The organism is Azotobacter chroococcum (assembly GCF_004339665.1).
In the GTDB taxonomy this organism is placed as follows: domain Bacteria; phylum Pseudomonadota; class Gammaproteobacteria; order Pseudomonadales; family Pseudomonadaceae; genus Azotobacter; species Azotobacter chroococcum.
Genome location: NZ_SMMU01000001.1, coordinates 233,802 through 256,496 on the forward strand (window position 1 = coordinate 233,802; position 22,695 = coordinate 256,496).

The 22,695-nt window shown below is 65.9% G+C and carries 20 protein-coding genes and 2 pseudogenes; 15 read left to right on the forward strand and 7 right to left on the reverse strand.

Annotation, left to right across the window (positions count from 1 at the left end; translation table 11 throughout):
• Nucleotides 1-266: 266 nt before the first annotated feature.
• Together EV691_RS01035 and EV691_RS01040 are read right to left on the reverse strand one after the other, a co-directional pair.
• Nucleotides 267-554: pseudogene (locus EV691_RS01035) on the reverse strand (hypothetical protein); the annotation flags it as partial.
• A 162-nt stretch (nt 555-716) separates the two neighbouring features.
• On the reverse strand, nt 717-2,153 hold the full coding sequence (locus EV691_RS01040) for a purple acid phosphatase family protein (protein WP_242672509.1): 1,437 nt from the start codon (nt 2,151-2,153) through the stop codon (nt 717-719).
• 344 nt (nt 2,154-2,497) lie between these two features.
• Here EV691_RS01040 and EV691_RS01045 point away from each other — a divergent pair, with 344 nt between their 5' ends.
• From EV691_RS01045 to EV691_RS01070, 6 genes are read left to right on the forward strand one after another with little or no spacing between them, the layout of a single operon-like run.
• Entirely contained in the window at nt 2,498-3,772 is a 1,275-nt protein-coding gene (locus EV691_RS01045; protein ID WP_131297902.1) for an SfnB family sulfur acquisition oxidoreductase, read from the forward strand.
• Nucleotides 3,773-3,779: 7 nt separating this feature from the next.
• Complete coding sequence (locus EV691_RS01050; RefSeq protein ID WP_131297901.1) at nt 3,780-4,988, forward strand: SfnB family sulfur acquisition oxidoreductase; 1,209 nt, start codon at nt 3,780-3,782, stop codon at nt 4,986-4,988.
• Nucleotides 4,988-6,379, forward strand: a complete 1,392-nt coding sequence (locus EV691_RS01055) for an LLM class flavin-dependent oxidoreductase (protein ID WP_131297900.1) — start codon at nt 4,988-4,990, stop codon at nt 6,377-6,379. The genes EV691_RS01050 and EV691_RS01055 overlap by 1 nt, the downstream gene beginning before the upstream one ends.
• Before the next feature lie 33 nt (nt 6,380-6,412).
• Nucleotides 6,413-7,231 (forward strand): MetQ/NlpA family ABC transporter substrate-binding protein, encoded by an 819-nt coding sequence (locus EV691_RS01060; protein ID WP_131297899.1) that lies wholly within the window; start codon nt 6,413-6,415, stop codon nt 7,229-7,231.
• Between the two features lie 2 nt (nt 7,232-7,233).
• Nucleotides 7,234-8,379, forward strand: a complete 1,146-nt coding sequence (locus EV691_RS01065; protein ID WP_207390170.1) for a methionine ABC transporter ATP-binding protein — start codon at nt 7,234-7,236, stop codon at nt 8,377-8,379.
• Entirely contained in the window at nt 8,363-9,013 is a 651-nt protein-coding gene (locus EV691_RS01070) for a methionine ABC transporter permease (protein ID WP_131297897.1), read from the forward strand. Before EV691_RS01065 ends, EV691_RS01070 begins: the two co-directional genes overlap by 17 nt.
• A gap of 154 nt (nt 9,014-9,167) precedes the next feature.
• On the opposite strand, the pseudogene EV691_RS01075 reads toward EV691_RS01070, so the two are convergent.
• Nucleotides 9,168-10,049: pseudogene (locus tag EV691_RS01075) on the reverse strand (LysR family transcriptional regulator).
• A gap of 102 nt (nt 10,050-10,151) precedes the next feature.
• Here EV691_RS01075 and EV691_RS01080 point away from each other — a divergent pair.
• The 3 genes from EV691_RS01080 to EV691_RS01090 all read left to right on the forward strand — a co-directional run bounded on the left by EV691_RS01080 (nt 10,152) and on the right by EV691_RS01090 (nt 12,718).
• Nucleotides 10,152-11,222 carry an alkene reductase gene (locus EV691_RS01080; protein ID WP_131297896.1) on the forward strand — a complete coding sequence of 357 codons (1,071 nt, stop codon included), beginning with the start codon at nt 10,152-10,154 and terminating at the stop codon, nt 11,220-11,222.
• 11 nt (nt 11,223-11,233) lie between these two features.
• Complete coding sequence (locus EV691_RS01085; RefSeq protein ID WP_131297895.1) at nt 11,234-12,070, forward strand: pirin family protein; 837 nt, start codon at nt 11,234-11,236, stop codon at nt 12,068-12,070.
• A 63-nt stretch (nt 12,071-12,133) separates the two neighbouring features.
• Nucleotides 12,134-12,718, forward strand: a complete 585-nt coding sequence (locus tag EV691_RS01090; protein ID WP_131297894.1) for an isochorismatase family protein — start codon at nt 12,134-12,136, stop codon at nt 12,716-12,718.
• A 238-nt stretch (nt 12,719-12,956) separates the two neighbouring features.
• Here the strand turns inward: EV691_RS01090 and EV691_RS01095 are convergent, their stop codons facing one another.
• On the reverse strand, nt 12,957-13,505 hold the full coding sequence (locus EV691_RS01095) for an antibiotic biosynthesis monooxygenase (protein ID WP_131297893.1): 549 nt from the start codon (nt 13,503-13,505) through the stop codon (nt 12,957-12,959).
• Nucleotides 13,506-13,698: 193 nt separating this feature from the next.
• On the opposite strand from EV691_RS01095, the gene EV691_RS01100 reads away from it, so the two are divergent.
• Entirely contained in the window at nt 13,699-14,646 is a 948-nt protein-coding gene (locus tag EV691_RS01100) for a LysR substrate-binding domain-containing protein (RefSeq protein WP_131297892.1), read from the forward strand.
• A gap of 289 nt (nt 14,647-14,935) precedes the next feature.
• On the opposite strand, the gene EV691_RS01105 is transcribed toward EV691_RS01100, so the two are convergent.
• A complete protein-coding gene (locus EV691_RS01105) occupies nt 14,936-16,273 on the reverse strand; it encodes an OprD family porin (protein ID WP_131297891.1) in 1,338 nt (445 codons plus the stop codon).
• Between the two features lie 368 nt (nt 16,274-16,641).
• Between EV691_RS01105 and EV691_RS01110 the strand changes: the two genes are divergently transcribed.
• Nucleotides 16,642-17,616: an aliphatic sulfonate ABC transporter substrate-binding protein gene (locus tag EV691_RS01110; protein ID WP_131297890.1), complete on the forward strand. Its 975-nt coding sequence runs from the start codon at nt 16,642-16,644 to the stop codon at nt 17,614-17,616.
• A gap of 55 nt (nt 17,617-17,671) precedes the next feature.
• Here EV691_RS01110 and EV691_RS01115 read toward each other — a convergent pair whose 3' ends face one another.
• Together EV691_RS01115 and EV691_RS01120 are read right to left on the reverse strand one after the other, a co-directional pair.
• On the reverse strand, nt 17,672-18,601 hold the full coding sequence (locus EV691_RS01115) for a sigma 54-interacting transcriptional regulator (RefSeq protein ID WP_131297889.1): 930 nt from the start codon (nt 18,599-18,601) through the stop codon (nt 17,672-17,674).
• 114 nt (nt 18,602-18,715) lie between these two features.
• Nucleotides 18,716-19,297, reverse strand: a complete 582-nt coding sequence (locus EV691_RS01120) for an RBBP9/YdeN family alpha/beta hydrolase (RefSeq protein ID WP_131297888.1) — start codon at nt 19,295-19,297, stop codon at nt 18,716-18,718.
• Nucleotides 19,298-19,540: 243 nt separating this feature from the next.
• On the opposite strand from EV691_RS01120, the gene oscA reads away from it, so the two are divergent.
• The 4 genes from oscA to cysW all read left to right on the forward strand — a co-directional run bounded on the left by oscA (nt 19,541) and on the right by cysW (nt 22,693).
• Entirely contained in the window at nt 19,541-19,726 is a 186-nt protein-coding gene (oscA, locus tag EV691_RS01130) for a sulfur starvation response protein OscA (protein ID WP_131297886.1), read from the forward strand.
• A 175-nt stretch (nt 19,727-19,901) separates the two neighbouring features.
• Nucleotides 19,902-20,900 carry a sulfate ABC transporter substrate-binding protein gene (locus EV691_RS01135; RefSeq protein ID WP_131297885.1) on the forward strand — a complete coding sequence of 333 codons (999 nt, stop codon included), beginning with the start codon at nt 19,902-19,904 and terminating at the stop codon, nt 20,898-20,900.
• A 91-nt stretch (nt 20,901-20,991) separates the two neighbouring features.
• Complete coding sequence (gene cysT, locus EV691_RS01140) at nt 20,992-21,810, forward strand: sulfate ABC transporter permease subunit CysT (protein ID WP_131297884.1); 819 nt, start codon at nt 20,992-20,994, stop codon at nt 21,808-21,810.
• Nucleotides 21,811-21,820: 10 nt separating this feature from the next.
• On the forward strand, nt 21,821-22,693 hold the full coding sequence (gene cysW / locus EV691_RS01145) for a sulfate ABC transporter permease subunit CysW (RefSeq protein WP_131297883.1): 873 nt from the start codon (nt 21,821-21,823) through the stop codon (nt 22,691-22,693).
• Nucleotides 22,694-22,695 lie beyond the last annotated feature (2 nt).

Sequence of the window (22,695 nt, forward strand, 5' to 3'; positions counted from 1 at the left end):
CCAGGCGAACGGAAGAGTGCTGCCGCCTCGATACGCCGCGCGGCGCGGGCTCTCGCTGTCCTGAACCGGAATAAGGGAAAAGGGCCCCTTGCGCCGATCCGTGGCACGCTCATCGAGCATAGCCCGCCAGGAAGCCGTGGCCTTCGCGCAGGCGATCAGGGGTATGGACGGTACGAGACGGGAACGGCGGAAGCGCCGCGGGCGGGGCCCGGAAACGAAAGGCCCGGCGCAAGGGCCGGGCCTGGGGACGCTGTGCTCTACGCGGATCAGTCGCGGTAGCTGTAGGCGCCGCCGTAGGTGCGGTCGTCGGCCAGGGCGGCGGCGTCGTAGACGCGGTTGCCGCGGGTCTCGACCTTGTCGCCGACGGCGAACTCGCGGTTCGGCGAGCGCAGCTCCTTCACGTCGCCCTCGGCGGTACGGACCTTGTAGGCGCGGTCGCTGAGGCCGGCGGCGTCCTGGGCCTCGCCGCCGAACAGGGCGCCGAACAGGGCGCCGATGCCGGCACCGATCAGGGCGCCGACCGGGCCGCCGACGGCGCCGATCATCATGGCTGCCCACCAGGCACCGTTTCGGGCGCCTGCCCGGCAGACAGCGGACACCCCCTTGATTCAACAGGCTCCGCCGAGGCAATCGGCGCAGAAACTGCGGCTCTTGCCATGAGTGACGGAAAACGCCGATCCAGTACCTGCATCGGCTGCGAATCCCGTCGCTGTCTCTCACGGCGCGCTGGAGGAATGCAGGTTGCTCACTGCCGTGCAGGGCAGGCCATCGGGCCCCCGTTCAGCGCTACAGGCGCGCTCGGCCGGTAATTCCGAGACGGGCTCGATCAGGTGCTTGCCACCCGTCTCGTCGCGCAGCAGGTCGAAGGCATCGTAGAGCCGGCCACTGGCCGTATAGGTGCGAACGGCGAGACGCTGCGACTCGACCTCGACGGTCTCGTAGAGCTGGGTGTCTTCGGCGGCCCGGTCGGGCTGGCGGTGAGCCCTGCCGTTCAGCCGGTACATCTTCGAGCCGGCTACGGACACCATGTAGACCGGCCCCTGCGTGGAGCCGGCCGCCTGTGCGGCGATCGCCGCCTCGTGCCCCGCCTCGGCGGTGAGGCGGCTGTAGCAATGGTCGTGGCCCTGCAGCACGAGATCGACGTTGTATCTTTCGAAGATCGGTTTCCATGCCGCCTTGAGGACTTCGGTGTCCTTCGCCCGGGCGCAGGTGAAGATCGGCTGATGCTCGATCACGACGTGCCAGCGCGCCGCACTGCTCCGCAACGTCTCCTCGAGCCACTGCTTCTGGCTCTCCAGGGCATTCAGGTGCAATGCGGCCGTGCCATCCAGCACGATGAAGCGCACCCCCTGGAAATCCACGTAATAAGTGGTGCCTTCGACGCCCCGCGCGCCATTGTCCGGCAGGGCGAACTGCAGCGACCAGTACGGACTCGAGTGGCGCCCCTTGCCCGCGATGGGGTTCCACGTCTTGAGGTATTCATGATTGCCGATGGCGGGCAACTGCGGCACCTCCGCATAGTAGAAGCCGCCCGCCTGGTTCCATTCGCCCCATTCGTCGTCGTGGATCAGCGCCTCGCCCTGCTCGACCATATCGCCCGCGTGAACCACCAGGGAGGGGCTGGCAGTGGAGAGGAAAGCCTGGCGGATGGTGCGCGCGCTCAGGGTGAGGATGTCGTCCTGGACATCGCCCAGATAGATGAAGCGAAAGGGTTTGAAAGCCGCGGCCGCGGTATGGAACTGCAGCCATTCGCTCCAGCCGTCCGCGCCCTTGACCCGGTAGAGATAGGCGGTATCCGGCTGCAGGCCGGTGAAACGCGCCTGATGGTAGTAGGCGTCGCCGTTCTCCGTGGAGAGGAGCCGGCTGCTGCCACCCAGCAGACGGGCGCGCTCCTCCAGGCTGGGGCCGTCCAGCGCTGGGGCCAGTTGCACCTCGGCGCTGGTCTGGCGGCTATCCGTGCGGTAGGCCACCGCCAGTTCGCGGGCCGGATCGGCGCCCGGCGTGAGCACGATGCGGTCCGGCAGGCCCGTGGCGGCATAGTCCGAGCCAGGCGAATGGTGCGGCCTTTCGCGAGCACTGACGAGAACGCCAGCACCGAACAGGCAGACGGCCAGGGCCGCACAGCACAAAGTCAGACGAGATCGGCCGAGCATGAGCGGTCTTTTTCCTTAACGGGATTGTGGGAGGGGAAGTGCGCGCCCAGCCCAGTAGCCAGCCACGCGCGCCAGCCTCAGTCTGCTCGGGGCCGCGTGAGCCTTCGGTCAAAACCTCGTGAAAAATATGTCTACGGCGACACGGCCGCCTCGATCCCCCTGCCCGACGCGCCCCGCGTCCTGCCGGATGTCTATTTATATATTCCAAAAAGCTATTTATTTTTTTTAATTTCTTCAATCAAGATATATAAACCGGACCACCGGAGCATCGCTTTCCAGCGCCGATCTCCAGTGCCTCCTCTTCCGGGGCCCCGTGCGGCGCCCCCTGAAGACGAGGTGAGGCAATGACCAGTCCGTTACTTTCCCAATCCCGGCATCCCGACCAGCCGGAATTCGAGGCCACGTCCAGCGATCTGGACAGCCGCCCCCCGCTCACCCCCGCCCGCCTGCTGCAGAGCGACGGCGAAGCCCTCGAAGCGGCCCGCGTCCTGGCGCGCCAGGCGCTGGCCGGCGCCGCCCAGCGCGACCGCCTGCGCCAGTTGCCCTGGGACGAGGTCGACCTGTTCAGCGCCAGCGGCCTGGGCGGCATCGGCATTCCCCGCGCCTACGGCGGACCGGGCCTGTCCTTCGGCACCGTCGCCGAGGTGTTCCGCCTGGTTTCCGCCGCCGATCCTTCGGTCGGGCAGATCCCGCAGAACCAGTTCGGCATCCTCGGCCTGCTCGAAGGCAGCGCCACCCGCGAGCAGAAGGAACGCTTCTACAAGGCCGTGCTGCGCGGCGAGCGCATCGCCAACGCCGGCCCCGAGCGCGACACCCGGCATACCCTCGACGTCCGGGCGCGCCTGGTGCGCGACGGCGACGGCTACCGGCTGAGCGGCGAGAAGTTCTATTCCACCGGCGCGCTGTTCGCCCACTGGATCACCGCCAAGGCCATCGACGACAAGGGCCGCCTGGTGATGGCGCTGATCCCCCGCGGCGCGCCGGGGCTGCGCATCCTCAACGACTGGTCGGGCTTCGGCCAGCGCACCACCGCCAGCGGCACGGTACTGCTCGACCGGGTGCCGGTGGCCGCCGAGAACCTGGTGGACGTCTGGCGCCTGGCGGAAAAGCCCAATATCCAGGGCGCCGCCTCGCAACTGATCCAGGCCGCCATCGACGCCGGCATCGCCCGCGCCGCGCTGGACGACGCCATCGCCTTCGTGCGCCAGCGCGCCCGGCCGTGGATCGACGCCAACGTCGAACGCGCAGCCGACGACCCCTACGTGATCGCCGAGATCGGCCGCCTGCAGATCGACCTGCACGCCGCCGAAGCGCTGCTGCGCCGCGCCGGCCGGGTGCTCGACCAGGTCAACGCCGCGCCGATCGATGCCGACTCCGCCGCCCGCGCCTCGATCGCCGTGGCCGAAGCCAAGGTGCTGACCACCGAAATCTCCGTGCTGGCCGGCGAGAAGCTGCTGGAGCTGGCCGGCAGCCGCGCCACCCTGGCCGAGTTCAACCTCGACCGCCACTGGCGCAACGCCCGCACCCACACCCTGCACGACCCGGTGCGCTGGAAGTACCACGCGATCGGCAACTACCACCTGAACGGCGCCAAGCCGGCGCGCCACTCCTGGATCTGAGGTCGCCATGTCCGTCCACCAAGGTTTCCCGCGCAACCACGCCGCGCTGATCGAAAACGACGCCCAGGCCCTGCAGGTCGCCGACGAGCTGGCCGCCCAGTTCGTCCGCGAGTCCTCCCTGCGCGACCGCGAGCGGCGCCTGCCGCATGCCGAGCTGGAGCTGTTCTCCCACGCCGGCCTCGGCGCCATCACCGTGCCGCGCGCCTATGGCGGCGCCGGGGTGTCCAGCGTCACCCTGGCCCAGGTGATCGCGCGCATCGCCCGCGCCGACGCCTCCCTCGGGCATATCCCGCAGAACCATTTCTACGCCCTGGAGGTGCTGCGGGTGAACGGCAGCCCCGAGCAGCGCCGCCGCCTCTATGGCGAAGTGCTGGCCGGCGCGCGCTTCGGCAACGCGCTGGCCGAGATCGGCACGCGCACCGCCCAGGAGCGCAGCACGCGGCTGCGCCGCGAAGGCGATGGCTACCGCATCCACGGGCGCAAGTTCTACGCCACCGGCGCGCTCTACGCCCAGCGCGTGCCGACCCTGGCGATCGACGACGACGGCGTCCAGCAGCTGGCCTTCGTCGACCGCCGCGCGCCGGGGCTGGAGATCGTCGACGACTGGGACGGCTTCGGCCAGCGCACCTCGGCCAGCGGCACGGTGAACTTCGACGGCGTGCCGGTCGCCGCCGAGGACGTGGTGCCCTTCCAGAGCGCCTTCGCCCGGCCGACCACCGTCGGCCCGCTGGCCCAGCTGCTGCACGCCGCCATCGACGCCGGCATCGCCCGCGCCGCCTGGGAGGACACCCTGGCCTTCGTCGCCCGCCGCACCCGTCCCTGGATCGACGCCGGCGTGAACCGCGCCGCCGACGATCCGCTGACCCTGCAGAGCATCGGCCGCCTGACCAGCCGCCTGCTCGGCGCCGAAGCGCTGCTCGAGCGCGCCGGCGAATTCGTCGACCGCGCCCAGGCCGCGCCGGACACGGAAAGCGTGGCGGCGGCCTCGATCGCCGTCGCCGAGGCCCGCGCGGCGACCACCGAGGTCGCCCTGGACGCCGCCAACCGCCTGCTCGAACTGGGCGGCAGCCGCGCCACCCTGGCCGAGCACAACCTCGACCGCCACTGGCGCAACGCGCGCACCCACACCCTGCACGATCCGGTGCGCTGGAAGTACCACGCGGTGGGCAACTACTACCTGAACGACACCCTGCCGCCGCGCCGGGGGACCATCTGATGAGCCGCAAGCAGATCCTGCTCAACGCCTTCAACATGAACTGCGTGGGCCACATCAACCACGGCCTGTGGACCCACCCGCGCGACCGCTCGACCGAGTTCAACACCCTGGAGTACTGGACCGAGCTGGCCCGGCTGCTCGAGCGCGGGCTGTTCGACGGGCTGTTCATCGCCGACATCGCCGGGGTCTACGACGTCTACCGCCAGTCGCTCGACCTGACCCTGCGCGAGGCCATCCAGCTGCCGGTCCACGACCCGCTGATGCTGGTCTCGGCGATGGCCGGGGCGACCCGCCATCTGGGCTTCGGGGTCACCGCCAGCCTGAGCTACGAGCCGCCCTACCTGCTCGCCCGGCGCCTGTCGACCCTCGACCACCTGAGCCGCGGGCGGGTCGGCTGGAACATCGTCACCGGCTACCTGGAAAGCGCCGCGCGCGCCCTGGGCCTGGAACATCAGGTGGAGCACGACCGCCGCTACGACCAGGCCGACGAGTACCTGGAAGTGCTCTACAAGCTCTTCGAGGGCAGCTGGGAGGACGGCGCCGTGCTCGAGGACCGCGCCGGCCGCCGCTACGCCGACCCGGCGCGGGTGCACAAGGTCGAGCACCACGGCGAGTTCTACCGGGTCGAGGGCTACCACCTGTGCTCGCCCTCGCCGCAGCGCACCCCGCTGCTGTTCCAGGCCGGCACCTCGGAGCGCGGCCGGCGCTTCGCCGGGCGCCACGCCGAGGGCGTGTTCATCACCGGGCAGAACCCGCAGGGCGTCGCCGAACAGGTGCGCCAGGTGCGCGCCGAGGCCGTCGCCGCCGGCCGCCCGGCGGATGCCGTCAAGCTGTTCATGGGCCTCACCGTGATCGTCGCGCCGAGCGAGGCCGAGGCCCGCGACAAGCACGCCGAATACCTGCGCCATGCCAGCCCCGAGGCCGGCCTGGCGCACCTCTCCAGCTCGATCGGCATCGACCTGGCCGCCTACGGCCTCGACGAGCCGATCCGCTACCAGAAGACCAACGCCATCGAGTCGGTGGCCAGGACCTTCACCGCCGCCGGCAGCGGCTGGACCCGGCGCAAGCTGCTGGAGCAGCACGCTCTGGGCGGTCGCTATCCGACCATCGTCGGCTCGCCGCAGCAGGTCGCCGACGCCCTGGCCAACTGGATCGAGCAGACCGACCTGGACGGCTTCAACCTGACCCGCACGGTGACCCCGGAAAGCTACGCCGACTTCATCGACCTGGTGGTGCCCGAGCTGCAGAACCGCGGCCTGTACAAGACCGCCTACGCCGCCGGCAGCCTGCGGGAAAAACTCTTCGCCGCCGGTCCGCGCCTGCCCGCCAGCCACCCCGGCGCGGCCTGGCGCGACCTGTCCCGCGCCGCCGAACGCGCCCTGCGCGCCTGAATCCACAGCCCATCCCGCACAAGGAAATCGTTCATGCCGTTCCCGTCCCTCTCCCGCCGCCGCTGGCTCAAGACCTTCGCCGGCGCCGCCCTGCTCGGCTTCTCCGGCCTGACCCTGGCCGCCAGCGACGCCCTGAAGATCGGCACCACCGCGGCCTTCGCCCCGCCGCTGGAAGTGGCCGCCGCCGAAGCCGCCAAGGAAGGCCTCAAGGTCGATCTGGTCGAATTCAGCGACTGGATCACCCCCAACACCACCCTGGCCCACGGCGACATCGACGCCAACTACTTCCAGCACATCCCCTTCCTGGAGAACGCCAAGCAGGAAGGCGGCTACGACCTGGTGCCCGTGGCCCCCGGCGTGCTGAACAACGTCGGCCTCTATTCGAAGAAGTACCAGAGCTTCGCCGAGCTGCCCGAGGGCGCCAAGGTCGCCATCGCCAACGACCCGGTCAACGGCGGACGCGGCCTGCAACTGCTGGAGAAGGCCAAGCTGATCACCCTCAAGCCGGGCGTCGGCTACAAGGCCACCCTGGCCGACATCACCGCCAACCCGAAGCATCTGAAGATCATCGAACTGGAGGCGGTGCAGCTGGTGCGCGCTCTGGACGACGTCGACCTGGCCCAGGGCTATCCCCTCTACATCCGCCTGTCCAACACCGTCGATCCGCACTCGGCGCTGCTGTTCGACGGCCTGGACCATCCGGAATACGTGATCCAGTTCGTCACCCGTCCGCAGGGCAAGGACGACCCGCGCCTGCGCCGCTTCATCGACATCTACCAGCATTCGCCCGCGGTGCGCGCCGCCCTCGACAAGACCCTCGGCGGCCTCTACGTGCCCGGCTGGGAGAAATGAACATGAGCAGCCTGACCTCGGAATACCGCTACTTCGACGACGGCTCGCCCGATCGGGACGCCGAAGCCGCCGCCCCCGCCGCACGCGGCGGCGATGCGCTGCACGGCCACCTGCGCTTTTCCGGCCTCGGCAAGCGCTACGACGGCGCCCAGGGCCCGGTGCGCGCTCTGCAGGGCATCGACCTGACGGTCCGCCGCGGCGAGATCTTCGGCATCATCGGCCGCAGCGGCGCCGGCAAGTCGTCCCTGCTGCGCACCATCAACCGTCTGGAGCGGCCCAGCGAGGGCCGCGTGCTGATCGACGGCGAGGACATCGCCGGCTACGGCACGGACCGCCTGGTCGCCCTGCGCCGGCGCATCGGGATGATCTTCCAGCACTTCAACCTGCTCGCCGCGAAGACCGTCGGCGAGAACGTCGAGCTGCCCCTGCGGGTCGCCGGGGTGCCGCGCGAGCGGCGCCAGCGCAAGGTCGAGGAGGTGCTGCGCCTGGTCGGCCTGGAGGGCAAGCGCGACGCCTACCCGGCGCAGCTCTCCGGCGGCCAGAAGCAGCGCGTGGGCATCGCCCGCGCGCTGGTCCACGATCCGGAGATCCTGCTCTGCGACGAGGCCACCTCGGCGCTCGACCCGGAAACCACCCAGTCGATCCTCGCCCTGCTGCGCGAAATCAACCGGCGGCTGAAACTGACCGTCGTGCTGATCACCCACGAGATGGAGGTGATCCGCGAGATCTGCGACCGCGTGGCGGTGCTGGAGCGCGGCGAGCTGGTGGAACAGGGGCCGGTCTGGCAGGTGTTCGGCGCGCCCCGCCATCCGGCCACCCGCACGCTGCTGGCGCCGCTGCAGCAGAAGCTTCCCGAGGACCTGCTGGGGCAACTGCAGGACGGCCGCCGGCAACCCAACGACCGCCTGCTGCTGGAGCTGCGCTACACCGGGGCGAGCGAGCGCGAGCCGGACCTGGCCGGTTTCGGCATGCGCTTCGGCGGCCGGGTGAGCCTGCTGCAGGGCGGCGTCGAACGCATCCAGGGCCGCACCCTGGGACAGCTGCTGCTGGCCGTGGCGGATTCGCCCCTGGCCGCGGAGGCGCTGCGCCGGCAGGCGCTGGAAGTGGCCGATGGCGTGGAGGTGCTAGGTTATGTCGCCGCTGCTTGAGCGTCTCTGGCAGGCCCTGCTCGACACCCTGCTGATGGTGGGGGTCTCCGCCCTGCTCGCCCTGCTGCTGGGTATCCCGCTGGCGGTGCTGCTGGTCACCACCTCGCGTGGCGGCCTGTTCGAGGCGTCGCAGCTGAACCGGGTAGTCGGCTGGCTGGTCAACCTGTTCCGCTCGGTGCCCTTCCTGATCCTGATGGTCGCGCTGATCCCCTTCACCCGCCTCTTGGTCGGCACCAGCTACGGCGTCTGGGCCGCGGTGGTGCCCTTGACCATCGCCGCCACGCCGTTCTTCGCGCGGATCGCCGAGGTCAGCCTGCGCGAGGTCGACCCCGGGCTGATCGAGGCCGCCCAGGCGATGGGCTGCCGGCGCCGGCACATCGTCTGGCACGTGCTGCTGGCGGAGGCCCGTCCGGGACTGGTCGGCGGCTTCACCATCACCCTGGTGACGCTGATCAACGCCTCGGCGATGGCCGGCGCCATCGGCGCCGGCGGCCTCGGCGACCTGGCCTACCGCTACGGCTACCAGCGCTTCGACAGCCAGACCATGCTCACCGTGATCGTCGTGCTGGTCGCCCTGGTCTGCCTGCTGCAGTACGGCGGCGATCGCCTGGCCAGGGGCCTGAGCCGGCGCTAGAGCCGTTTCGTCGTACTCGGGCTCAAGGATGCGCGGACTTCTTCCCTCTCCCCAAGGGGAGAGGGCGCTGAAGGCCATCACGCCCAAAGATCGCCGCAGTATTGAGCTGAACCGCCCCTGAGCTGATAGCCTGCCCATTTTTCGAGGGGCGGCGTCAGGCATCTCCGAGTTGCTCGCGCAGGAACTCGATGAAACGTTGGGTCTTAGCCGGCAGTAGCCGTGTCTCGGTGAGGGCATAGACCGGGATGGGTTGGGCGGACCACTGTGGCAACACTCGACGCAGGCTTCCGCTGGCGAGGTCGTCGGCCGCGATGCCCTACGCCAATACGGCGATGCCCAGATCAAGAGTCGCCAGGCGCCGTAGCATGCCGACACTGTTGAGTTGGAAGCGACCGCCAACTTCGACCTCGACCCTCTCGCTCCCACGGGACAGCGTCCAGCTGTCAGCTTTGGCAGTGCGCAGACGCAAACATTCGTGCCGTACCAAGTCAGTCGGATGGCTTGGCTCGCCAAAAAGCTCGAGATAACCGGGCGAGGCGTACAGATAGCGGCGCAGGCTGGTGAGCTTGCGGGCGATCAGGTTCGAGCTCGCAGGCTCTCCCATGCGAATGACCACATCGACAGGTTCGCTTACCAGATCGACCTGGCGCGGTGTGAGGTCGAATTCAAAGCTGATGCCGGGGTAACGCCGGGCGAACTCGGCGATCAGTGGTGCCAGATAGATAGTGGCGAAATCCACGGGCAGCGAGGCGCGCAGCGTACCGCTGGGCTGCGCGAGCATTTCGCCCAACTGCTCGTGAGCGAGCCTGGCTTCCTCGACGATGCGCTTGCAGCGCTCGAAGTACAGCTGCCCCGCCTCGGTCAGTTCGATCTTGCGCGTCGTGCGGTGCAGAAGCCGTAATCCAATGGCCTTTTCCAGCCCACTTATTCGACGCGACAGCGTCGAGTTCGGCATCCCCATCGCCTCCGCCGCTCGGCGGAAGCTACGCGCTTTCACGACCTCGACGAACAGCGCCATGTCGTTCAGCAATTCCAATTCAATTGCTCCATCAGTGGATCAGTCATTTCAATTTAACCCGGTTTATCCCGTATTCGGATTGGTCAATGATGATCACATCGCTTACCGAGGAGCACCGCAATGAATCCGCTTTTTTCTCCAGTCCGTGTGGGTCGCCATACCTTGTCCAACCGTATGGTCATGGCCCCGATGACTCGCTCCCGTGCCGATGATGCCGGCGTGCCGAGCGCGCTGGTGCCGACCTACTACGCGCAGCGGGCCGGTGCCGGGCTGATCATTACCGAAGGTGTATTCCCTGTTGCGCTTGGCAAGGGTTACGTACGCACCCCGGGCATCGAGACAGCGGAGCAGGTGGCGGCCTGGAAGCAGGTCAGCGAAGCGGTGCACGCCCGCGGCGGCCGAATCTTCATGCAACTGATGCACTGCGGACGCATCTCCCACCCCTCGCTGCTGCCTGACGGCGCTCTGCCCCAGGCACCCTCGGCGATCAAACCCGCGGGGCAGACCTGGACAGCAACGGGCCTTGCGGACTTCGTCACCCCGCATGCGCTGAGCGTGGGCGAGATCGCCTCGGTCATCGAGGGCTACCGTCAGGCGGCACGCCGGGCTGTGGAAGCCGGGTTCGATGGCGTCGAGTTGCATGCCGCTTCGGGGTATCTGCCTGAACAGTTCCTCTCCTCGGGCAGTAACCGGCGCAATGATGAGTACGGTGGTTCGCTTGCAAACCGTGCGCGCTTTGTACTGGAGGTGCTGTCCGCGATGGCAAGCGAGATTGGCGGCGACCGCGTTGGCATCAAGATCTCGCCGGAAATGAACTTCAACGACATCGTCGATGCCAATCCGCAGGAAACCTACACCTATCTGGTCGAGCAACTGCGCGGGCTCGATCTCGCCTATCTGCACGTTGCGCTGTTCGGCGCCAGCACCGATTACCACGCGTTGTTGCACCCACTGTTCGACGGCAGCTACCTGATCGGTGGCGGACTCGATCAACACTCCGCCGAATCCCTGCTGGCCGATGGCCAGGCGGATGCGGCGGTGTTTGGCAGCGCCTTCCTCGCCAATCCGGACCTGCCAGAGCGCTTTCGCCAAGGCGCCGCCCTTAACGTTCCGAACAAGGCGACGTTCTACGCACCGGGTGCAGAGGGGTATATCGATTACCCGGCCATGGGCCCGGCCGCAAGCGCCTGAGGAAAACTGCCATGAACGCCATTGCACAGCTTCAGCGCATGCATCACGGCAGCCACTTCCGCGCGTTCACCCTGCGCGGAGGTGAGGCCGCCGAGCCAATCGACCCGTTCCTCGCCGTCGATCATGCCTGGATCAGCGGGCCGACCTTTCCACCGCACCCTCATGCGGGCTTTTCGGCCGTGTCGTATCTGTTTCCGGACTCGAAGACCGGGATCGACAATCGCGATTCCTTGGGCAACCGCAACCTGATTCAGCCTGGCGGCCTGCACTGGACTGCCGCCGGTCGCGGTGTGATGCATGAGGAAGTCCCCGCCGAGCCCGGCAAGACCGTGCATATGCTGCAGATTTTCATCAACCTCCCGCGTGACCGGCAAGAGGCCCCGCCATTCGTGCTCAGCATCGCGCCAGAGGACATACCCGTCGTGCAGCTACCGGGTGCCAAGGTGCGAGTCCCGCTGGGCAGTTTCGCAGGCGCACGTTCCCCGTTAGTCCCGCCCACCGACGTGAGCATGCTGGACATCTCCATCGAAGAAGGCGCTGAAGTCAGAGTGCCGGTGGTCGATGGCCATACCGCGTTCGTCATGCCGATCGATGGCGCGGTAGGGATCGACGGTCAGCCCTTCAGTCTCGATGAGCAAAAGCTGCCGGTGAAGCTGCCGCAGGGCGAAGATCGGCTCGTTACGTTGTGCGCCAAACAAGGCAATGCCAGGGCCGTGCTGTTTTCTGGCGTGCCGCTTCGTCAACCGGTGTATTGGCAGGGGCCGTTGGCCCTTGCTTCTGCAGAGGCGCTGGCCGAGGCCATTGAAGCCTACCAGCGTGGGGCGTTCGGGAAGCTACAACCCGATTGAGCTATCTGGACGGTCAGTAATCCGGGGCGCCAGCGCCCCAACCCAACGGCCAGGAGAAGTACCATGACTTACGAGAAATTCAGTGCCGACAATGCGGCCCTGCTGCTGATTGACCACCAGCTCGGCACCATGGGCTGGGTGAAGTCCATTCCGTTCGATGAACTGAAGCGCAACGCGCTCATGCTCGCCCAGGCAGCGAGCATCCTGAAGCTTCCCGTCGTACTGACCTCCAGCATGGAAGAGCACGCCCAGGGTCCGCTGCTGAGCGAACTGGAAACGATCCTGCCTGCCGAGTTCGCCAATCGCGTCAAGCGTCTGGGGATCGTCAACGCCATGGACGATGAGAACTTCGCCGCAGCAGTCAAGGCGACAGGGCGCAAGAAACTGATCATCGCCGGGGTCACCAATGACGTCTGCACGGTCTATCCGGCGCTGAGCCTGGTACGCGATGGTTATGAAGTACAGGTCGTCGCCGATGGCGGTGGTTCGCCAAGCGCAATGGCAGACGATATCGCCCTGCGCCGGATGGAAAAGGCTGGTGTGACGCTGACGACCACCAATCAGTTGATCGCGGAACTCGCAGGAAGCTGGGCTACGCCGGAAGGTGGCCAGTTGATACAGGTCCTGATGACGGCACTTCAGGGCTGAATACACCGGTGAGCGGTTTGCAGAACCCTGATGGGTGGCTCTGCAAATCTTCAGGTGGCAAGAAGGCTCGCGCCTACCCGCTGTTCGAGGCTACCTCCGGCACTTGCTGGTGCGAGTGCACGTTTGACTCGACCTCTCACCGCCCGCTTTGGGTCGATTTTTGCGTTGGCGGTCAGGGTGTGGCTGTGAATGACAAAAGCAGAAGGTAGGGCCTGAGCCTTGCATCACACCGATGTACTCATTTTTTTATGAGCCACCATCCCATCCAGCGCGAGAGTCTGGGCATAACAACGTACGACATCAGGGCAACCACTATCATTGTTATGATTGCCGTTTTGACAAGAAATGGGAAGCCGGCAAGTAACGGCATTATAAACCAGAGGCAAAATGTAACAACCGGAAAGATTCCAAGCCAACTGACCACCGTCATGCGCCAACGCGGCGGTGGTGATGAGGACGGAACCGGCTTAGGGGAAAACCAGACCTCCAGCCCCGTCAGAAGACGATAATCAGGATCGCTTTCGGCCAATGAGTGCAAACGTTCATGCCAGATGGCACGCTCTTTAGATGCGTCCCAGTGATCGAGATCTTTTTGAGTGGAAAATCGCTGGATTATTTGATATTCGCCCTGAGGCGAGTCCGGCGGAATTATCGTTGCCGATAGATATCCAGGGAAGTGACTGGACTCATCAAGCATGCCGCGAACCAAATCCTCGTATGCTTTCTCGCAACCAGGCTTTGCTCGTCGACGAACGACACGGTAAACCGTTTTTTCAGTATCCTTCATCTATTCCCCACCGCCATCCGGCTTATGCACGGAGATCATTTAAATGATGACGGGCCCGGAGATACGATTCCAGCCTCATCGCATGCTCACTGACCAGCCAATCAACACCACTTAGGCAACCATACCAAATATATAGTCCAATGGTAGTATGCAAAAATACTAATTTCCGTTGCATATCTGCACCAATGAAGCCATGAATGATCTAAACGACCTTCTCTATTTTGTCTTCGTTGTCCGGCACAACGGATTCACCGCTGCAGCGCGCGCCACCCGCATCGAAAAGAGTCGCCTCAGTCGCCGGGTCGCCGATCTAGAGAAGCGGCTTGGGGTCAGGCTGTTGCAACGATCGACTAGAAGTATTTCTTTGACGGAGGCCGGAGAGCAGTTCTATGAGCGGTGCGTTGCTACCGTCGAAGAAGCCGAGGCTGCTTATGATAGCGTTGCTAACTTACGCAAGGAGCCTGCTGGAACAGTCCGGGTGAGCTGTCCACTGATATTAGCGCAAACCTACCTTGCCCCAATATTACCTGCTTACATGGCCTCCCACCCAAAGGTAAACTTGATAATAGAAGCGACGGATCGTGAAGTAAATTTGATCGATGAGCGTTTCGATCTGGCGCTGTGCGCTCGCCCTCAAATTGGAAATGCGGCAGGTCTTGTGGCCAAGAATCTGAGTATTGCTCAACGAATTCTTGTCGCCAGCCCTGACTACGTGCGCCGCAAGGGAGCACCCATTGCACCAACAGAGCTGCCGAATTTTGACACACTAGGGCGATTATCCGATATATATGATGGAAGCACCCGCTGGGAGTTAATTGACAAGAGCGGAGCTCGGCTCGAGGTAAGTCACTCTCCAAAACTTGTTTCTAACGACCTGCGACTCCAGTTGGAAACCGCTGTTGGCGGTATCGGCATTGCCTTGCTTCCAGAGCCTATCGTTGCCGCCACCATTCGTGCCAAGTTGCTTGAGCGCGTCCTTCCCGATTGGTCGGCAACGGCAAATATAATTTATCTGCTTTACCCTAGCCCTAGAGGAATGCTGCCATCGGTCAGAAGTGTTATTGATTATTTTATGACCCATCTACCGATAGGTATCCAAGAGAGAAGTGTTATTGCAGATACCTTTCGCACTCCATATTAGGGTCTGTTGACGTTTTGGCGTGGGCTGCGACGGAGGCCCGTTTGGCGCAGCAACGCAGCGCACTTCAAAACGTCACCAGTCCTTCCTTGAGGAGATGAAGAACAGCGCCCCCTTGGTCACGCTGGTAGTCTCCCGCTATTTCCCCAACAGCTTGGACAAATACAGGAACCCCCGCCGGCCGAAACTCGATGAATAAAAAAGGCCGGCCCTTGCGGAGCCGGCCAAGAGGTCGAAATGACCCAGCCTTTTGGTTATGCGGGTTACGCCTGCGGCGTGGCTCGGACCACCGTCAGAGCAGCGGCAGGCTGTAGGTGACGTAGAAGCGGTTTTCGTCGAGGCTGCGCTGCGTGGCCACGTCGCTGCGCAGTGTGGCGTGCCGGTAGGAGAAGCCGACGCCCTTGAACAGGCCGCCCTGCACGACGTAGTCCAGGCGCAGGTTGCGCTCCCATTCGCTGGCGTCGCTGCCATTGGTGTCGATGTTGTCGCCCGACAGGTAGACCGCCGAGGCCTTCAGGCCCGGCACGCCGAGCTTGGCGAAGTCGTAGGCGTAGCTGGCCCGCCAGGTGCGCTCGCCGGCGCGCAGGAACTTGTTGATCTGGCTGTCGGTGATCAGGTAGGCGGTGTAGCCGTCGCCCTGGTTGAGCACCGGGAAGTCGCTGTTGCCGGACAGCCGCTGCACACCGAAGCTCAGTTCGTGGGCGTCCAGCAGGTAGGTGAACTTGGCGCTCCAGGCACGGTTGTCGACTTCGCCCCGGTCGCGGTCGCCGGCCGACCAGTAGCCGCTGCTGCGATAGCCCTCGGCACGTCCGGAGGCACTGGCGTTCTTGCCGTCGGAGTCGCTGTTGAAGTAGCGCAGATCGGTCTTCAGCAGGCCCACCGGCAGCTTCCAGTCGTGCTGCAGGCCGACGAAGTGCTGCACGTAGAAGTCCTCCAGGTTGCCGTAGTAGTACTGCAGCAGGAGGTTCTTGCCGAGCTTGTAGTCGGCGCCGGCGAAGTAGAACTGGTTGCTGAACTGGCCGGTCTTGGCATTGTTGGCGCCGGCGATGGACAGGCTGTCGCTGTTGGTCGAGCTGCGGCCCTTGGCGCGCTCGAACTTGCCGCCGGTCAGGGTCAGGTTGGAAATCTCGTTGCTGGTCACCTGTGCGCCCTCGAAGGTCTGCGGCAGCAGACGGCCGTCGTTGTGGGTCACCGCCGGCAGCTTGGGCAGGAAGGTGCCCAGGCGCGCCTCGGTCTTGGAGAAGCGCACCTTGGCGGTCAGTCCCAGGCTGCCGTATTCGTGCACGGCGCGGCCGTCGCTTTCGGTGGGGAACAGCTGGCCGCTGTTGTTGGCGCTGGTCGGGTTGTAGTGAGTGCCCTTGCCGGAGTCGAGGCGGACGCCGACCAGGCCGAGGGCATCGACGCCGAAGCCGACCGGACCCTGGGTGTAGCCGGACTTGTAGTCGAGGATGAAGCCCTGGCCCCACTCCTCCTGCTTGGACGGAGGGGCTGCGCCATCGCGGTTGTCCTGGTTGAAGTAGAAATTGCGCAGCCCCAGGGTGGCCTTGCTGTCCTCGAAGAACCCGGCAGCGCCCGCTTGCTGCGCAGCCCCGCCGAGGACGACCGCCAGGGCCAGGTAAGACTTGTTCATGCTCGATGCTCCAGATGCCTGTTCGAAATTCTTGGAATGCATGGCTGGGGCTCGGGCCGGCGAACGCTGCGAGGAGGTTGCTGGTGAGAAGGGAGCCCCACGATCGGGCTCGGTGCGGTGATCCGCTGTCGGCTGGACGTGCAATCTAAGGGAAATCTTTTATCCCTAAAAAGAATTATTTTTCACTTTGTTATAACCAAACTATCGAGCAGTGCCGGCATAATTCAATTCCATAAAGGTATTTGCAGACAGCTTTTTAAATCATCTAGTTTTCAACGACCGGACCACCGGACTTCCCGCATTTCCCTTTCGAAGTTCAGTCGTTCCGGTTCCTCACGGTGACCGGAAGCGCATCCACGAGGTCTGTCATGCCCCCGTTCATCCCCCTCAGTCGCCGCGCCCTGCTCGGTCTCGGCCTCGCCCTGGGGCTGTGCGCCGCCCTGCCCGCCCAGGCAGAAACCGAGCTGCGCATCGGCTACCAGAAGTCCTCCACCCTGATCGCCCTGCTGAAGGCCCGCGGCACCCTGGAGAAGGCCCTGGCCGCCCAGGACATCCGTCTCAGCTGGCACGAGTTCGCCAGCGGCCAGCCGCTGCTGGAGGCGCTCAACGTCGGCAACCTCGACCTGTCCGCCGACGTCGCCGACACCGTGCCGGTATTCGCCCAGGCCGCCGGCGCCCATCTCGCCTATTTCGCCCAGGAGGCGCCGTCGCCGGCCGCCCAGGCGATCCTGGTGCGCGCCGACGCGCCGCTGCGCGGACTGACCGATCTCAAGGGCAAAAAGGTCGCGGTGACCAAGGCCGCCGGCAGCCACTACCTGCTGCTCGCCGCGCTGGCCAGCGCCGGCCTGAAGTTCTCCGACATCCAGCCGGCCTACCTGACCCCGGCCGACGGCCGCGCCGCCTTCGAGAACGGCAAGGTGGACGCCTGGGTGACCTGGGAGCCGTTCCTCAGCGGCGCCCAGCGCCAGCTGTCGACCCGCACCCTGGCCGACGGCGACAAGCTGGCCGCCTACCAGCGCTACTACCTGACCAGCGAGCGCTTCGCCAAGGAGCATCCGCAGGTGCTGGAAGTGGTGTTCGCCGAGCTGGTCAAGGCCGGCGACTGGCTGCGCGCCAATCCCCGGGAGGCCGCGCGGATTCTCGCGCCGCTGTGGGGCAACCTGGCTCCGGAAATTGTCGAGCAGGCCAACGCCCGGCGCAGCTACCGGGTGCGCCCGGTGCAGGCGGAGAGCCTGGCCGAGCAGCAGAAGATCGCCGATGCCTTCTTCGCCGAGGGCCTGCTGCCGAAGCGGGTCGATGCCCGCGAGGTGTCGATCTGGCAGCCGCAGACGGCCGCCCGCTGAGTCCTTTTTCCCCGGCGGCACCCGACGCGCCGGGGATTTCCCTTCCTGTTTGCCGTCAAGCGCCTGTCCGGGCCAGCAGGGCCTGCAGCTGCGCCCGCTCCCGGGCGTCGAGCCGGGCCAGCTGTTCCTCGATGATGGTCAGCGGCGCGTACGACGGCGCGGCAGCGCCCGGCAGGTTGAGGTGGGCCGGGAGGATCTCGTCGCCGCTGCAGACCAGCAGGGCGAAGTGGACGACGCTCTCCAGCTCGCGGGTGTTGCCCGGCCAGGCATGGCGCTCCAGGGCGAGCTGGACCTCCGCCCCGAACTGCGGAAGGTCAAGCCCCAGGCGCTGGGCATAAACCCCGAGAAAGTATTCGGCGAGCGGCAGGATATCCCCCGGCCGCTCGCGCAGCGCCGGCAACTCCAGGCGTCCCTCGTCGAGATAGCGGTAGAGCCGTTCGCTGAACTTGCCGGCGGCCACCGCCTGGGCCAGGTCGACGCTGCTGGCCGCCACCAGGCGCACGTCCACCGGCGTCGGCTGCTGCGCGCCGACGCGCAGCACCTCCCGGGTTTCCAGGGCGGCGAGCAGCTTGCCCTGCAGGCCGAGCGGCAGGTCGCCGATCTCGTCCAGGTAGAGGGTGCCACCGTTGGCCGAACCAAACCAGCCGGCCCGGCTGCAGGCCGAACCGGCATAGGCGCCGACGGCATGGCCGAACAGCTCGGCCTCGGCCCAGGTCGGGCTGAGCGCGCCGCAGTTGACCGCGACGAACAGGCCGCCCCGCCCGCTTTCGCGATGGATCTGCCGGGCCAGCAGCTCCTTGCCGGTACCGCTCTCGCCGCGGATCAGCACCGGCAAGTCGGTCGCAGCGAGGCGCTCCACCTCGCCGCGCAGTCGGCGCGAGCGGGGATCGACGAACACCAGCGCCTTGGCACGAATGCTCAGCGGGCTCTTGTCGGCGTCGGGAAAGGTCAGCAGCGGCTGACCGGGCGGAAGATGGCGATTCATGGGGGTTCTCCTGACCGGGCCTCCGGACCGGCCAGGCCCGGGACTATCGGCGGTTGTCGGGTGAAGCAAGGCGGCGCCCCGGCATGCGCCGGTTTTCCCTGGCGCACGGGCGCGTCATACGCAGCGCCGCTCCAGTCGCTCGATCTGCCGCTGCAGGCGGTAGAGATGGGCGAAACCCTGCTCCCAGCGGTGGTGCCCGGAGTCCACGTTGATATGGCCGGCGCCGGGCAGGATGGTCGGCAGCGAGCCCCAGTCGCGGGCCAGCTCCAGGGCGCGAGCCGGCGTGGCGGTCGGATCGTTGTCCGAGCCGACCAGCTGGCTGGGAAACGGCAGGCGCCCGCGGGAAATCGGCGCGAAACAGCGCAGCGGCTCGTGACAGCCGGGGCGCTCGACGTCCGCCGGCGCCACCAGCAGCGCCCCGCGCACCCGCTGCAGCGAGGCGCCCGGGGCCTGGGCGGCCCAGCGCGCCACGGTGACGCAGCCGAGGCTGTGGGCGATCAGGATCGCCGGGGTGCGCTCGGCGGCGATTGCGCGCTCCAGCGCGGCGACCCAACTGAAGGGATCGGGATTGTTCCAGTCGGCCTGCTCGACCCGCATGGCATTCGGCAGCGTGCGCTGCCAGTGGCTCTGCCAGTGCTCGTCGGGCGAGCCGTGCCAACCCGGCAGGATCAGGTAGCGAAGTGTCTGGCTGGGCATTGCGGGCCTCCTCGTGTGGGCAACGGAGACCAGTCTAGGGCAACCCTTTAAATTCTAAAAAAGAATAAAAAATTATTTATTTATTCCAATTGTCTTATGCAGCAGAGCAGCAATAAATAACTATTAAATATATAAAAATCACTAAATAGTATTTTTAAGAATATTCGATTCCCCCCTAATATCCGCCCCACGCCGCCGGGCCAACGGGCTCGCCGGCACATTACATCCAAGGAGAGCACAGCCATGAGCGCCCCCCTCAGAAGCTTCGAAGGCCAGGACGAAGCCAACATCCTGCGCGAAATCCACGCCGCCCTGAAGAACCTGCGTTTCGGCGCGGTGGAAATCACCGTGCACAACGGCCAGATCGTGCAGATCGAGCGCAAGGAGAAATTCCGCCTGCAGGCCCAGAACACCAACAAGACCCCCTGATTTACCAGGGCGAACGAACGACCCGACTGGACGACCGGAGGGTGTGAATGAAGAAGAAGCCGGGCAACCAGCCCCACTGGGCAGGCAGGGCACGAGCCACCTGCACCAGCGCACGCCAACGCCGACCCTACACACAACTAGAACGCATCCCCCGATACATCCAGGAGTCGTATCCATGTCCATCCGTCGTTTCGCCCTCGCCGCGCTGGCCGGCCTGAGCCTGAGTGCCACCGCCCAGGCACAGACCCTGCTGCTCAACGTGTCCTACGATCCGACCCGCGAGCTGTACAAGGAGTACAACGCCGCCTTCAACAAGCACTGGCAGGCCGAGGGCAATGACCCGGTGACCGTCCAGCAGTCCCACGGCGGCTCGGGCAAGCAGGCCCGCGCGGTGATCGACGGGCTCAAGGCCGACGTGGTGACCCTGGCCCTGGCCGGCGACATCGACGAGCTGTACCGGCTCGGCAAGCTGATTCCCGAGGACTGGCAGAGCCGCCTGCCGCAGGCCAGCACGCCCTACACCTCGACCATCGTCTTCCTGGTGCGCAAGGGCAACCCGAAAGGCATCAAGGACTGGGGCGACCTGGTCAAGCCGGGCGTGGAAGTGATCACCCCGAACCCGAAGACCTCCGGCGGCGCACGCTGGAACCTCCTCGCCGCCTGGGCCTGGGCGCAGCAGAAGTACGGCAGCGAGGACAAGGCCAAGGCCTTCGTCGAACAGCTCTACAAGCAGGTGCCGGTGCTGGATACCGGGGCGCGCGGCTCGACCATCACCTTCGTCAACAACAACATCGGCGACGTGCTGCTGGCCTGGGAGAACGAGGCCTTCCTGGCCCTGAAGGAACAGGGCGGAGAGAACTTCGAGATCGTCGTGCCCTCGCTGTCGATCCTCGCCGAACCGCCGGTGGCGGTGGTGGACCGGAACGTCGACAAGAAGGGTACCCGCGAGGTGGCCACCGCCTACCTGAACTACCTGTACAGCGAGGAAGGCCAGCGCATCGCCGCGAAGAACTTCTACCGGCCGCGCAACGAGAAGGTCGCCGCCGAGTTCGCCAAGCAGTTCCCCCGCCTCGAGCTGGTGACCATCGACAAGGATTTCGGTGGCTGGAAAGCCGCCCAGCCGAAGTTCTTCAACGACGGCGGGGTGTTCGACCAGATCTACAAGGTGAAATGAGCACTTGACCCAACAAGCCAAGCCACAAGCCGGACATGCCGAACTCCGCTTGTGGCTTTCGGCTTTCTGCCAATCCGATAGAGAGATGTCCATGTCCCGCCGCATATCCCCCGTCATACCCGGCTTCGGGCTGACGCTGGGCTACACCCTGGTGTATCTCAGTCTGTTGGTGCTGATTCCCCTGGGTGCCATGTTCGTCCACGCCTCCCAGCTCAGCTGGGCAGAGTTCTGGGCTGTGATCTCCGCCCCGCGGGTGCTGGCCGCGCTCAAGCTCAGCTTCGGCACCGCGCTGGCCGCCGCCCTGCTCAACGGGGTGATCGGCATCCTGCTGGCCTGGGTGCTGGTGCGTTATACCTTCCCCGGACGCAAGCTCATCGACGCCATGATCGACCTGCCGTTCGCCCTGCCCACCGCGGTGGCCGGCATCGCCCTGACCGCGCTCTACGCGCCGGCCGGGCCGGTCGGCCAGCTCGCCGGCGAGTTCGGCCTGAAGATCGCCTATACCCCGCTGGGCATCGCCCTGGCGCTGACCTTCGTCACCCTGCCCTTCGTGGTGCGCACCCTGCAGCCGGTGCTGGCGGACATCCCCCGCGAGGTCGAGGAGGCCGCCGCCTGCCTCGGCGCCAGCCCCTGGCAGACCTTCCGTCACGTGCTGCTGCCGGCGCTGTTGCCGGCCTGGCTGACCGGCTTCGCCCTGGCCTTCGCCCGCGGCATCGGCGAGTACGGCTCGGTGATCTTCATCGCCGGCAACATGCCGGGCAAGACCGAGATCCTGCCGCTGTTGATCATGGTCAAGCTGGACCAGTACGACTACACCGGCGCCACCAGCATCGGCGTGCTGATGCTGGTGGTGTCCTTCGCCCTGCTGCTGCCGCTCAACCTGCTGCAGCGGCGCATCGCCACGCCGTAAGGAGGCCGCCATGTCGTCCACAACCCTGAGCGCAGCCGCCTCCGCCAACGCCGCCCGCCGCGGCAACGCCCTCGGCCGCCGCCTGCTGATCGCCGCCGCCTGGCTGGCGTTCGCCGTATTCCTCCTGCTGCCGCTCTACGTGGTGCTGAGCGAGGCGCTCAAGCTCGGCTTCGGAACCTTCTTCGAGGCTCTGCTGGAGCCCGACGCCCTCTCCGCCCTGAAGCTGACCCTGCTCGCCGTGGGCATCTCGGTGCCGCTCAACCTGGTGTTCGGCTTGGCTGCCGCCTGGTGCGTGAGCAAGTACGAGTTCCTCGGCAAGAGCCTGCTGGTGACCCTGATCGACCTGCCGTTCTCGGTCTCGCCGGTGATCGCCGGCCTGATCTACGTGCTGCTGTTCGGCGCCCAGGGGGTCTTCGGCGAGTGGCTGACGGAGCACGACATCCAGATCGTCTTCGCCCTGCCCGGCATCGTCCTGGCGACCATCTTCGTCACCCTGCCCTTCGTCGCCCGCGAGCTGATCCCGCTGATGCAGGAACAGGGCACCCAGGAGGAGGAAGCCGCGCGCCTGCTCGGCGCCAACGGCTGGCAGATGTTCTGGCACGTCACCCTGCCCAACATCAAATGGGGCCTGATCTACGGTGTGGTGCTCTGCACCGCCCGCGCCATGGGCGAGTTCGGTGCGGTGTCGGTGGTTTCCGGACACATCCGCGGCTTCACCAACACCCTGCCGCTGCACGTCGAGATTCTCTACAACGAGTACAACCACGTCGCCGCCTTCAGCGTCGCCAGCCTGCTGCTGGTCCTGGCACTGATCATCCTGCTGCTCAAGCAGTGGAGCGAAGCCCGTCTGTCCCGCCTCAAGTCCAATGCTGCCGAGGAGTAAGC

What these genes read in the sequence shown, in the direction of transcription:
- EV691_RS01040 (WP_242672509.1), bottom strand. Translation starts at nt 2,153, where the DNA reads ATGCTCGGCCGATCTCGTCTGACTTTGTGCTGTGCGGCCCTGGCCGTC.
- EV691_RS01045 (WP_131297902.1), top strand. Translation starts at nt 2,498, where the DNA reads ATGACCAGTCCGTTACTTTCCCAATCCCGGCATCCCGACCAGCCGGAA.
- EV691_RS01050 (WP_131297901.1), top strand. Translation starts at nt 3,780, where the DNA reads ATGTCCGTCCACCAAGGTTTCCCGCGCAACCACGCCGCGCTGATCGAA.
- EV691_RS01055 (WP_131297900.1), top strand. Translation starts at nt 4,988, where the DNA reads ATGAGCCGCAAGCAGATCCTGCTCAACGCCTTCAACATGAACTGCGTG.
- EV691_RS01060 (WP_131297899.1), top strand. Translation starts at nt 6,413, where the DNA reads ATGCCGTTCCCGTCCCTCTCCCGCCGCCGCTGGCTCAAGACCTTCGCC.
- EV691_RS01065 (WP_207390170.1), top strand. Translation starts at nt 7,234, where the DNA reads ATGAGCAGCCTGACCTCGGAATACCGCTACTTCGACGACGGCTCGCCC.
- EV691_RS01070 (WP_131297897.1), top strand. Translation starts at nt 8,363, where the DNA reads ATGTCGCCGCTGCTTGAGCGTCTCTGGCAGGCCCTGCTCGACACCCTG.
- EV691_RS01080 (WP_131297896.1), top strand. Translation starts at nt 10,152, where the DNA reads ATGAATCCGCTTTTTTCTCCAGTCCGTGTGGGTCGCCATACCTTGTCC.
- EV691_RS01085 (WP_131297895.1), top strand. Translation starts at nt 11,234, where the DNA reads ATGAACGCCATTGCACAGCTTCAGCGCATGCATCACGGCAGCCACTTC.
- EV691_RS01090 (WP_131297894.1), top strand. Translation starts at nt 12,134, where the DNA reads ATGACTTACGAGAAATTCAGTGCCGACAATGCGGCCCTGCTGCTGATT.
- EV691_RS01095 (WP_131297893.1), bottom strand. Translation starts at nt 13,505, where the DNA reads ATGAAGGATACTGAAAAAACGGTTTACCGTGTCGTTCGTCGACGAGCA.
- EV691_RS01100 (WP_131297892.1), top strand. Translation starts at nt 13,699, where the DNA reads ATGAATGATCTAAACGACCTTCTCTATTTTGTCTTCGTTGTCCGGCAC.
- EV691_RS01105 (WP_131297891.1), bottom strand. Translation starts at nt 16,273, where the DNA reads ATGAACAAGTCTTACCTGGCCCTGGCGGTCGTCCTCGGCGGGGCTGCG.
- EV691_RS01110 (WP_131297890.1), top strand. Translation starts at nt 16,642, where the DNA reads ATGCCCCCGTTCATCCCCCTCAGTCGCCGCGCCCTGCTCGGTCTCGGC.
- EV691_RS01115 (WP_131297889.1), bottom strand. Translation starts at nt 18,601, where the DNA reads ATGAATCGCCATCTTCCGCCCGGTCAGCCGCTGCTGACCTTTCCCGAC.
- EV691_RS01120 (WP_131297888.1), bottom strand. Translation starts at nt 19,297, where the DNA reads ATGCCCAGCCAGACACTTCGCTACCTGATCCTGCCGGGTTGGCACGGC.
- oscA (WP_131297886.1), top strand. Translation starts at nt 19,541, where the DNA reads ATGAGCGCCCCCCTCAGAAGCTTCGAAGGCCAGGACGAAGCCAACATC.
- EV691_RS01135 (WP_131297885.1), top strand. Translation starts at nt 19,902, where the DNA reads ATGTCCATCCGTCGTTTCGCCCTCGCCGCGCTGGCCGGCCTGAGCCTG.
- cysT (WP_131297884.1), top strand. Translation starts at nt 20,992, where the DNA reads ATGTCCCGCCGCATATCCCCCGTCATACCCGGCTTCGGGCTGACGCTG.
- cysW (WP_131297883.1), top strand. Translation starts at nt 21,821, where the DNA reads ATGTCGTCCACAACCCTGAGCGCAGCCGCCTCCGCCAACGCCGCCCGC.